Annotated in this window: 13 protein-coding genes and 1 pseudogene; 8 read left to right on the top strand and 6 right to left on the bottom strand. The window is 39.7% G+C overall.

The genetic code is table 11. The annotated features are described in order from the left end of the window. Positions 1-437: 437 nt before the first annotated feature. Positions 438-989, bottom strand: a complete 552-nt coding sequence (locus ACWIX0_RS11490; protein WP_454174132.1) for a Fe-S-containing hydro-lyase — start codon at positions 987-989, stop codon at positions 438-440. Between the two features lie 19 nt (positions 990-1,008). After that, positions 1,009-1,854: a fumarate hydratase gene (locus ACWIX0_RS11485; protein ID WP_454174131.1), complete on the bottom strand. Its 846-nt coding sequence runs from the start codon at positions 1,852-1,854 to the stop codon at positions 1,009-1,011. Positions 1,855-2,085: 231 nt separating this feature from the next. Between ACWIX0_RS11485 and ACWIX0_RS11480 the strand changes: the two genes are divergently transcribed. The 6 genes from ACWIX0_RS11480 (at position 2,086) to ACWIX0_RS11455 (ending at position 5,116) form a co-directional block, all read left to right on the top strand. After that, positions 2,086-2,496, top strand: coding sequence for a hypothetical protein (locus ACWIX0_RS11480; protein ID WP_454174130.1), 411 nt, complete (start codon positions 2,086-2,088; stop codon positions 2,494-2,496). Between the two features lie 2 nt (positions 2,497-2,498). After that, a complete protein-coding gene (locus ACWIX0_RS11475) occupies positions 2,499-3,296 on the top strand; it encodes a T6SS effector amidase Tae4 family protein (RefSeq protein WP_454174129.1) in 798 nt (265 codons plus the stop codon). Positions 3,297-3,318: 22 nt separating this feature from the next. Continuing rightward, positions 3,319-3,891 (top strand): hypothetical protein, encoded by a 573-nt coding sequence (locus ACWIX0_RS11470; RefSeq protein WP_454174128.1) that lies wholly within the window; start codon positions 3,319-3,321, stop codon positions 3,889-3,891. Between the two features lie 279 nt (positions 3,892-4,170). After that, positions 4,171-4,638, top strand: coding sequence for a MarR family winged helix-turn-helix transcriptional regulator (locus tag ACWIX0_RS11465; RefSeq protein WP_454174127.1), 468 nt, complete (start codon positions 4,171-4,173; stop codon positions 4,636-4,638). Further along, the gene (locus tag ACWIX0_RS11460) at positions 4,635-4,958 is read left to right on the top strand and encodes a DMT family transporter (protein WP_454174126.1); all 324 of its coding nucleotides are present in this window, start codon (positions 4,635-4,637) and stop codon (positions 4,956-4,958) included. Before ACWIX0_RS11465 ends, ACWIX0_RS11460 begins: the two co-directional genes overlap by 4 nt. Before the next feature lie 5 nt (positions 4,959-4,963). Further along, complete coding sequence (locus tag ACWIX0_RS11455; RefSeq protein WP_454174125.1) at positions 4,964-5,116, top strand: hypothetical protein; 153 nt, start codon at positions 4,964-4,966, stop codon at positions 5,114-5,116. A gap of 62 nt (positions 5,117-5,178) precedes the next feature. Here the strand turns inward: ACWIX0_RS11455 and ACWIX0_RS11450 are convergent, their stop codons facing one another. After that, entirely contained in the window at positions 5,179-5,376 is a 198-nt protein-coding gene (locus tag ACWIX0_RS11450; protein WP_454174124.1) for a YgaP family membrane protein, read from the bottom strand. A gap of 183 nt (positions 5,377-5,559) precedes the next feature. On the opposite strand from ACWIX0_RS11450, the pseudogene ACWIX0_RS11445 reads away from it, so the two are divergent. Next, positions 5,560-6,197: pseudogene (locus tag ACWIX0_RS11445) on the top strand (restriction endonuclease). Between the two features lie 61 nt (positions 6,198-6,258). Then, positions 6,259-7,434, top strand: a complete 1,176-nt coding sequence (locus ACWIX0_RS11440; RefSeq protein ID WP_454174133.1) for an Eco57I restriction-modification methylase domain-containing protein — start codon at positions 6,259-6,261, stop codon at positions 7,432-7,434. Here ACWIX0_RS11440 and ACWIX0_RS11435 read toward each other — a convergent pair. Genes ACWIX0_RS11435 through ACWIX0_RS11425 form a run of 3 tightly spaced genes read right to left on the bottom strand, consistent with a single transcriptional unit; the run spans position 7,382 to position 10,462 of the window. Continuing rightward, on the bottom strand, positions 7,382-8,653 hold the full coding sequence (locus ACWIX0_RS11435; protein WP_454174123.1) for an SLAC1 anion channel family protein: 1,272 nt from the start codon (positions 8,651-8,653) through the stop codon (positions 7,382-7,384). The two genes, ACWIX0_RS11440 and ACWIX0_RS11435, sit on opposite strands and share 53 nt — an antisense overlap. Next, on the bottom strand, positions 8,643-9,365 hold the full coding sequence (locus ACWIX0_RS11430) for a formate dehydrogenase subunit gamma (RefSeq protein WP_454174122.1): 723 nt from the start codon (positions 9,363-9,365) through the stop codon (positions 8,643-8,645). Before ACWIX0_RS11430 ends, ACWIX0_RS11435 begins: the two co-directional genes overlap by 11 nt. Further along, positions 9,365-10,462, bottom strand: coding sequence for a 4Fe-4S dicluster domain-containing protein (locus ACWIX0_RS11425; RefSeq protein WP_454174121.1), 1,098 nt, complete (start codon positions 10,460-10,462; stop codon positions 9,365-9,367). The genes ACWIX0_RS11430 and ACWIX0_RS11425 overlap by 1 nt, the downstream gene beginning before the upstream one ends. Between the last annotated feature and the right edge of the window lie 422 nt (positions 10,463-10,884).

Here is a 10,884-nt window from a genome sequence, read left to right as displayed (position 1 = left end):
CAGAATTTAGGTATAATACTCAAATTAAACAGCAAGATTTGTATAAAATCTTACTAAAAATGATAAGAAATCAACCACTTAAGGTGGGTTGAACCTAAATCTAATATCTCTCTAAAATCTTTAGACTTTAGAGAGATATTTGCAAATGATCTAAAGATTTTAAGATTTGCGCTTTGTCTAAATTTTGAGTATGACAAAACGCAAAAAATTTTGTAGTCAAATCAAACAAAAACAAAATGAGAAAAACAAAAATCAAACAAGGCAAAAATCTGCACGCGTAAAAACTCTTTTTGCACCACTTGCGTCGTGCAAAATCTAGCGTTTATTGCAAAATCCTGCTTTTAATGTAAATCTTAAAAGATATTGCTAAAAGCGTTTGCAATTTCCACTAAAAGCTATTTAAAGCATTTTTGAAAGCTAGTAAAAAGCGTTTTAAACTACGCTCTTTTATACTTCGCTTGTCCTATTTCGTAGAAATTCACTCCCTTGCTATCGATTGCCACGATAGCGGGGAAATCCACTACTTCAAGCCTCGCAATCGCTTCAGGTCCTAGCTCTGGGTAGGCTAGCACTTCGTATTTTTTGATACTTTGTGCGATGAGCGCACCCGCGCCCCCGATAGCCACCATATACACGACTTTGTGCTTGATGATAGCGTCAATCACGGCTTGGTTTCGGTAGCCTTTGCCTATCATTCCGCTTATGCCTAGCTCCATTGTAAGCGGTGTGTATTTATCCATTCGCCCGCTTGTAGTCGGTCCTGCTGCGCCGATGACTTCGCCCGGTTTGGCTGGGCTAGGTCCCATATAGTAAATAGTTTGATTTGTCAAATCCACAGGGGGTTTCTCGCCATTTTGGACGACTTCAAAAAGCCTTTTGTGCGCGGCGTCCCTCGCTACTAAAATCTGCCCTGTGATTAGGACATTATCCCCCGCCTTTAAGTGTGCTACTTCCTCTTTTGTGAATGGTGCTTTGATTTTGATTTCCATATTGTCCCCTTTGTCAAATTTATAGTTCAATATCTGCGTGTCTTGCGGCGTGGCAGTTGATATTGATTGCCACAGGAAGCCCTGCTATGTGCGTAGGATACCACTCGACATTCACCGCAAACGCCGTTGTATTGCCTCCAAGCCCTTGTGGTCCCACACCTGAAGCGTTGGCGATTTCTAGCAGTTCGTCCTCTAGCTTTGCGTAGCGTTCATCTTTATTGTGGCTACCCACTTCGCGCACGGCGGCTTCTTTGGCAAGCATTGCGGCTTTTTCCATAGTCCCGCCGATTCCCACGCCAATCACCATAGGCGGACAAGAATTTGGTCCTGCGAGATTCACCGCTTCGGTAAAGACTTTTTTCACGCCCTCGATTCCATCGGCTGGGACTAGCATTTTGAGTATGCTTTTATTTTCACTCCCAAAGCCCTTTGCAGCCATTTTTAGCTTCAATTTATCGCCTTTGACGATGCGCGTGTGGATTATTGCTGGGGTGTTGTTTGTGGTGTTTTTGCGCTCAAAGAGTGGCTCAGCTACGGCACTTTTGCGTAAATAACCATTGACATAGCCATTTTTCACGCCCTCATTGATAGCGTCCTCGATATATCCGCCTGTGATTCTCACATCTTGCCCGATTTCGACAAACACCACCGCTAAGCCCGTATCTTGGCAAATCGGCACTAGCGTTTGCTCTGAAATCTTGCCATTTTCGACAAGTTTGCCTAGTATGCTTTGCCCTAGTGGCGAAGTCTCTCTCTCTTGGGCTTTTTTAAACGCTGCCTTTATGTCATCTGTCTGCACACAGCACGCCTGAATGCAGAGTTTCTCCACGCTTTGTGCGATTGTGGCACAATCAATTTCTCTCATTTTTGCCTCCTAATTAGTTGTTGTGGAATGGCAAAATGGTAGCATATTATTTTGGCAAAAACGCTAAAAACTTGTAATTTTTTATCAATACGCGCATAAAATGAGAATGTTTCAAGCAATATCTCTCAACAAATCCATACAAAGATTTACCCAACATATTTTTAAAGAGCATAAAATCGCAGAAAGATTTTCATAAAATGAGTTAGAATGATATTTTCTAAAAGGATTGCGATGATGCGTTATAAAATTTTGCTAATGATTACTATGCCCTTACTTTGCTTTGGGCAAGTATGTGCGCTAGATTGGGATTCTACGGTGCTAGAGTTGAAGCGATACGCACTCTCTTATTGTGTAGCAAATCTAGAGCGAAGCAGGTATCAGCAAGAGCCTAGATTGTGCAAAAAGGATTGCTTCGTGCAAAATAAAAAACTTTTGCGCAAGCTAGATAAGAGAATCTTTGATGAAATAAGGGCAGACATTGATAAAACAATTAACGAACCATATATGGTTACAAATGTATGCTTTAATAGATATTACGATGGTAATGGCATATATTACGGCAGATACGATATGGAAAGCGTATTAAAAAAATATTGCAACACTTGTGAAAAACCTAAGGCAGATGACAAAAGCAAGGAGTAAAAATGGGCTACATAGTAACTGCAACTTGCAATGGAGTAAGCACCTCTATCGAAGTGCAAAGACCGAATTTATCAAGCTTGGAAAAACAATATACCGATATTTCACTTGCGGAAGAAACATTTAAGAAAAATTCGTCAAAACAGAAAATATTACGCGCTAAATTCAGGCAAGAGCTTTATAACTATGGCAAAAAACACAATCTATTGCAAAATCATAAATTTGCACGACAACTAGAAGAAGAGACTGAAAAAATGAACTATATAGGCGCAAGATATGCCCTTGTAGGTGGAAATTTACTATACAATTATATTGAATATAAAGAGAGATACAAAGATACTTGTGCTATGCGCGTATGCTATGCGCTAAATAAAAGTCCTGTGCCTATAAAAAGTATGAAAAAAATGGTAGATGGGAAATCATATTGGCTAGGGAGCGATAATCATAGATATTACACCTCAGTAGATGATATAATAACCCTTTTAAGCGATAATTGGGGCGAAACACAGGAATTTAGCACACTAAAGGACAATTTAGTCAAAGGCAAATCAGAGGATATTCTTATCAAAAACAATGAAAAACAAAGAGAATATCTCGCAGAATTTGAAGCACTCAACATAAAAGGAATCGTAGCAATGAAAGGCATAAAACCTAATGGAGAAGCCTATCGACACACGACATTGTGGAATGGCAATAGGTTTTTAGATAATAACTTCAAGCTAACTGAATTAGTCGAGCAAGCACAAATCATATTTAGTGAATTTCATTTTTGGCAAACTGACCCAAAATGCTCCATTACATAAAGTTAAATACAAGGATGCTCTAATGATGAAAAAATGTATTTTGTGCTGTGCGCTGTGCATAGGAGTAGCGTATGGGAAGCAGTGGTGGGATGTGGATTGGGATTTTAGGGTAAAAGAACTTAAACAATATGGACTTTCATATTGCATAGCTTCACTAGAGCAAAAAGCATACACCAAACAAGAGAGGACGGACTGCTTTAAGTCTTCTTATTTTGATTTGGATAAGGGCGAAATTGTTTACAAAGATGAGGATGAATGTATAGTGAATAATAGATTATGTCCTATGGATTTTAATGGCGATGAAGTTGGTAGTAGTAAAAAATATGTCAAACGCACTAAAGGTTGGCTTTGGGATTATAAGCTTGGTCCTGGTGATAGCAAAGAGTGGGGTTGCCTTGTGGAAGAATATGTTTTCTTTGAGGGTATAGATGAAAATATCTTTGATGAAATCCGCGCATATACAAACGACATCAAGTCATTAAAATCGTGCCTTATTATGTATGATAGCCCTACTTACCACAAAAACATAGAAAATCTATTGGAAAAATACTGCGGTAACTTATGCAGAGAAGAAAAATCTTTTCCTAGATTATAAAAATAACAAGTTTTTAAATGCAAATTTTGACAAGATTTTGCATTTGCCCTTGACTTAGAGTCGCGTTTTTGCTTTATGATGCCGCTTTAGAATTTAAATTTTAAAGATTTACTACACAACCCTGCCTAGCAAATCCACATTATAGATTCACGCAAACTTTATGCAAATCTAAAATGAAATCCAAAATCTTGCATTTCTCTCTTGACATTAGTCCCTAAAAAGACTATAATTCGTCCCTATAAATACTAATTTACGCAAATAAATTTACAAGGAAAAGCAATGAAAAAAGAGATTAGCGAATCCAAAATCTACGAGTTTCATAGGCTGTATTATAGGATAAATGGCTTGTGTGGGCGACTTGAAACTCTGCAAGAGGTAAATGGCTATCTTTTTAAAGTCCTGCACGCGCTTTTGGTAAGTGAGATTCACACACAAAAAGACATAATGCAACGCTACGAAATGCCCAAACAAACGATAAATAATGTCATTTTATCTTTGCAAAAACAAGGCTTTATAGCGGTATCACAAAGCCCAAATGACAAACGCGAAAAGATTATAAATCTCACGCCAAGCGGGGAATCTTACGCCGAAAAAATCATCGCAAAATATGTGGCATTTGAGAAAAAAGTCTATAAAAAGTTAGGGGCGCAAAAGTTAGAGCGACTTATCGAAATTTTTAAGGATTTTGAAGTCGCATTTAGCCAAACTTTGGAGCAAGAAATATCAAATCAAAAGGGGCAAAAATGAATGCGTGGATAATCTTATCATTTGCGATTTTATGCGAAGTGAGCGCGGCAACCGCGCTAAAATACTCCGCGATAAGTGGTAGCAAAATATTTATTGTAGGCTTTGTGCTACTTATGGTGGTGAGTTTTGCGATATTTTATCAAGCGATAAAAACTATCGATTTAAGCATAGCTTACGCCGTTTGGGCTGGAGTGGGGCTAGTTATCGTATCTTGCGTGGGGTTTGTGGTATTTAGAGAGCAAGTAAGCGCGATAAAAATCCTTTGCATCGCGCTCATACTCATAGGCGTGGTGGGATTAAAGTTGCTATCAAAGGCGTGAGGTTTTTGGGTGGATTTAGCGTGAAGTCATTTGATATTTGCGCCAAATTTGCACTAGATTTTACGCAAATACAAAAAGCTAAATGTGTGGTTTTAGATTTGTGCAAATCGTTGCATAAAGCCATTTTGAGATTCACGCAAAATCTCATAAACCATTAAAATTCGCATAAATTTCACGCGAATCTAAGTATAAAATCTCGCCCAAACTTCGCGCAAAAATCCTACTTTTTGACTTCGCATTTGCCCTTTTTGCATAGTGGGCAGTTTTCGCGGAGTTTATATAGCGGGCAATACCCATACACCGCGCTTAGAAGCGGTGCTAATCCCACAAGCCAACACCAGCTCTCACACACAAATCCAAAGGCAAATATCCAAATCGTAGCGATTGCTAGCCGAATACTTTTATCTACATTACTCATTGTTGTCTCCTTATTTTGAAGTTTAAAATTTAAAGCCACATTGTAAGATTTTGCGCAAAAATTGTTTGCAACAAAGTCGCATTTGGAAGTATTTTAGTGTTTTGCCCCCGCATAATTTATAAGTTTGAAAATCTCTTTTAAACTTGGCTATAATCACGCATATAAAACATTTTAAGGATTGTTATGGATTTTGCACCAAATGTGCCACACTTCCCACATTTGCTTAACAAAATGGTAGATTTTTTACGCACCCAAAATCTGCATTTAAGCCAAAGAAGCCGAGATGGGCGAATCGATTCTGCGTTTAACGAAGATGAGATTTTTAATCTTTTGGAGGCAAATTTTGATATAAATCGCCCTAGTATGCGCGATTGGGTGGATTTTTCTTTTACGGAAAATGGGCAGTTTTATCCTGTTAATATCAAGGTTAGCACAACGCACACTACGGATAATCTTAATTGCAAACTAGGCATTTATTACGCGCTCACAGGGAGATTCCACCATTTAATAATTATGTGCATTGGGATAATTATTTTAACGAATTACATAAAAATTTAAAAGAAAATTCCAAAGATTATTATTTTTTGATTGTAAATAAAAATAATCCAAATGATATTTTTGCTACTTCACTAAAAGGTTTAAAAGATATTATGCCAAATGGTAATAATCTGCCATTTCAAGCAAAATGGGACGCAAACCGCGAAATAGTGAATCGCGATTTTGATAGCGCAAAAGAGTTTTTGCTAGACGCGTTTGAAAAATCGCTAAAACTCCGTGCTGATGCCTATCTCTCATATAAAAGGTATTTTTGTGAATCGTGAATCTGATTTGAATGTCGCACAATTAGGGCAGGTTTTCACGCCACAAAATATTGTCGCTACTATGCTAAAACTTGTGCGTAGCGTGGAGAAAACAGAAAATCCGCGATTTTTAGAGCCAAGTTGTGGTAATGGCGCGTTTTTCACGCATTTGCCAAGCAATACAATAGGCATAGAGATTGATAGCAAAATCCTTGCAGATTCAAAAATTTTGCATACCGACTTTTTTGCCTACCCCGTGAGCGAAAAATTTGACACAATCATCGGCAATCCCCCTTATGTGCGCTACCAAGACATACTAGATTCTACAAAGTCGCTTCTAAAGCCTTTTAGCGATATGTTTGATAAACGCACAAATCTCTATCTCTTTTTTATTTATAAATGCGTGTTGCATTTGCGCGACAAGGGCGAGTTAATCTTTATCACGCCACGCGATTTTCTAAAAAGCACGGCGAGTGTGCGATTAAACGCCTTTCTTTATGAGCAAGGCACTATCACGGATTTTGTGGAGCTAGGCGATAAGCGGATTTTTAGCCACGCTCAGCCAAACTGCATTATTTGGCGGTTTGAAAAGGGTGATTTTTCGCGCAAGTGTGATTGCCAAAATCTGCAAGATTTGCGCGAACAAAAGATTTTTAACTGCGTTAGTGGGCAGATAATTTTTACGCGCAAACGCTATGAAATCCCCTTTAACACGCTATTTTTTGTCAAAGTGGGCGCGGTGAGTGGCGCGGATAAAATCTATGCAAATGAAAAATTTGGCAATATGGATTTTGTCTGCTCACACACCGCTAAAAGTGGCAAGACAAAGAAAATGATTTATGGGGATTTTGGCAAGAATTGCGCGTATTTGGTAGAATGTAAAGCGCAACTAAAAGCGCGTAAGATTAAAAAATTTGATGAGCATAATTGGTGGGAATGGGGGAGGGACTATCATAAAAGCGAATTGCCACGAATCTATGTCAATAGCAAGACACGCAATAAAAAGCCCTTTTTCTTGCATAAATGCAATGCCTATGATGGCTCGGTGTTGGCGATTTTCCCGCGCTTTAGCGTGGATAGCACGACATTGCAAAAACTCTGTGAAATGCTCAATAATGTGGATTGGAGAGAGCTAGGGTTTGTCTGCGATGGGCGATTTTTATTTTCACAGCGGAGTTTAGAAAACTGCCTACTTGGAAGTGAGTTTAGCGAAATACAAAAAATGTATGAAAATCCCACATTAAGAGCGATTTCATAATCGATTTAGCTTTACTCCGGCTTACGCAGATTTTGCCTTTGCTCATCGCTACAAGTGTTTTATACGCGACAAAAAGCACCGCAAAGGTTGATAAGATTAGCCCAAAGATTCCAAAGAGCGCGTAAAGCGGTGTGCCAAATCCCACAAACACTTCAAAACTCGCTATGCTAAACGCACACAACGGGAATGTGAAAGCCCACCAAGAGAGTGCGAAATTTAGACGCGTAAAGACTTTTGATAAACTTAGCATTAGTAGCATAAAAAAGAGCGCGATAAAATACGCCACTAGGCTTAATGCGCTGTGTCCTCCAAAAAGTGCGACAAAATCCACCACAAAAATGCTAGGCGGTGCGATAAAAATAAAAAGCGTAGGCAAAAATTTGCTATCCAAACTCTCTTCAAAGATTAGCCGTGAGGTCATGAGCGCGGTTAAGATGAGCCAAAAAAAGCACCCGATTGCAAAGAATAGAAGCGAAAATTCGGGGTTGATTTTGGCAGAATGCCCAGCCAAAGGCACGATTAGATTGCCAACGATAGGGATAAACCACGCAGGGCTTAGCAAGTGCCGTTTCATCGCATTGCCAAACCAAAAATTGATGACATAAATGCTTAAAATGAGTTGCAAAAACGCGTTTATAAAAAAGGTGATTTGTAGCGCGAAAAGCACAGATTCACTCCCAAACGCACCTAAAAATGTGATGATGATAAGCGCACCGATAGGCACAGCGGAGAGAAAGTTGATTTTGACTTGGTGGGTAGCTTCAGCTTTCACACTTGCAAAATGCGTGGCGATTTTTAGCCCATAGATTCCGAGCAAAAGCGCGAAAATCCCCATACTTGCAAAGCCTAAAATTACACTTGCACACTCAAAGATTTCACTAAAACTTGTGAGATTTTGGGTGTGAATTTGATTTTGCGCGAAATTCGCGCTTGAATCGATAAAATCCGCATTTGCACCAAACGCCACACTTGCCTTTTTGAACGCCAATGCCAAGCCACCGATTCCCATTACGGTTGCAAAGAGCATTATGGGGAAATGGGCGAGTTTGGAATGTATTTGTGTGCTTTTTGATTCGCTAGATTCGCGCACATTTGCACTATCTAACCCACCCCCTTTGTCCCCCTCCGCAAGGGAGGGGGAAAGTTGTGCATTTGCGCTCATTTTGCCAAATCTAGATTCAGAATTTAAATCGCGTTTGTTTGGATTTTCATTTACCACTTTTTGCCTCCATATTATTTGTTTTTAATGTTTGATTTTCTAGCGCGTTTTTTGCCACTTCGCAGTCCTCTTTGCTCAAAGAATGCCGATGAAGCACATATTCCGCGCTCACTTTTCCACTAAACATTGCGCTTAAAAGCGGGCGATTTGCCTTAAAAATAAAAGCCGCCAAATGCCCTATAATGCCAAAAATGATAAGCGCAAAGCCCAAATTATGCAGTTGTGCCACCCAAAAATACACGCTATCGCTTAGGTTAAACCCTGCGAGATTTTTAAAAGTCTTTATCGCGCCCGTGATAACTAGCAGTAGCAACACACCACCGATAAATGCGTAAGCTAATCGTTGCTCGGGCAAGTATTTTTCGCTCGGTGGCTCTTGCCCTCCTAAAAGCATTGCTTTGATGATTTGCGCAGATTTCTTAAAATCCCCTTTTTTGGGGAAAATGTCAAACTCTCGCCGTGCAATGTGAAAATACAAATGAAACGCCACAAACACCACTAAGCCCACTGCACCGATATAATGCGACATAAGGCTTATGTGATAATCCCCGCTCCACGCCATTAAAGGCAGTTCGTTTATCATATATCGCTTCGCAATGGGGAGCTGAAAAAGCCCTGTGATAATGAGGCTAAAGGTGCTTATGGCGATTCCCCAATGCACGATACGATTTTGCAAGGTTTGTCTCTGAATTGTAATGTGTGATTTTTTCATTATGAATCCTTTGATGTTAGTTTGGTTGATTTTGGATTTTGGTGTGAATCTTGCGCAAGATTCGTGCTATTTTGCGTAGCTTTTTGGGCTTTTTTGTTTTTATTAACAGCGATTGCCCCAGCGATGATTCCTGCCACAGGAGCTAAAAGCACGGATTTGACTAGTGCGCTATCATCGTTGATAAAATTTGGCACATCTATATTTAAGTGCGGACGCCCCATTTTTTGCGTCTTGCCATTAAATTCGCTTTCATTTATGCCGTATTTATGCGCGATTGCAGAATTTATGTCGTTAAAATCCACGCTTGAAATGTAATATGTGCTTGTCCCGCCATTTTGGCTATCGCCATAGATATATTTGCCCTCCGCCCTTGCTCCTGCTACACGCACTAAAATCTTATCTTTGTCATCAAAGATGAGCGCGTCTTTAGGACAGCTTGTTTGACAGGCGGTTTTTTGCCCTTGTGAGAGCAAATCTTTGCACATATCGCATTTAAACATTGCCCCGCCACCGCCGAGTTTTGGGGCGATTTTTAGGTAGATTCCAACCCCTGCTTGTCGCTGTGGAATCCCCCACGGACACGCATCACGGCATTTCGCTCCGCCAAAGCAAAACTCCTCATCAATATCCACCGCACCATTTTTATCCTTGCCTATCACGCCAAATGGGCAGATTTTTTGACAGGTGGGGTCATCGCAGTGCATACAACGGCGTGGGATTGAGATGTCCTTGCCACCGACATTTACGCGCTCTACAAAGGTGAAATTATAAGGTGTGAGACGGCTTATGTCATCGCGGTTTTGAGAGTAATCCTCTTTGACTTTGCGCGGGAAATAATCAGGTATTTCAGTAATAGGCTCGGGGAATCTATGCGCGTTTTTCTCTTTGCACGCGCTTACACACGCGGGAGTGGCGAGATTTTCGCACCCATCGCATTTATCTATATCAATGATTGAGGCTACGCCATTTGGGCTTAGATTTGCGCTAGATTTATCTGCGTGAGAATCTATGCGAGATTGTGGCGGATTTGCGCTTGTATTTGTCGCTAAAAGCGCAGGACTTAGGGCTAAAAATTTCACAAAATTTCGTCTTTGCATTGTCTTTCCTTTGTTGTTGAATTTGTTTTATATTGTTTGACTTATCAAATCGCGCTTCGCAAAATCGCTATCGCTACTTCAAATCTAGCTTCGCAAAATCGCTAATCAAGTCGCGCCTTGCAAAAAATACTATTGCGCTTGGCAAAATCATTTAAGATTTTGCAATCGCCTTGCTTTAAATTTTAAACCTTAAAAGAGTTTTAAAATTTTTGTGCTATTATCACAAATTATGCAAAAATACAATGTAACTTTGTTACGAAGCGGATTTTATGCAAAACTTATATAGCCTTTGCTATAATTTTCGTTTGTTTTATGTGTGTAATAAAAATTATGGGGGTTTTATGGGAGTAAGGCAGACAATACAAATCAATATTGAGCGATTGTAATATCTTACGATTATCACAGAAGAAACACCAGCAAAC

The organism is Helicobacter sp. T3_23-1059, from assembly GCF_053654515.1.
The sequence above is the reverse complement of the archived record's forward strand: the minus strand, read 5'-3'. Positions and strand labels throughout refer to the sequence as shown.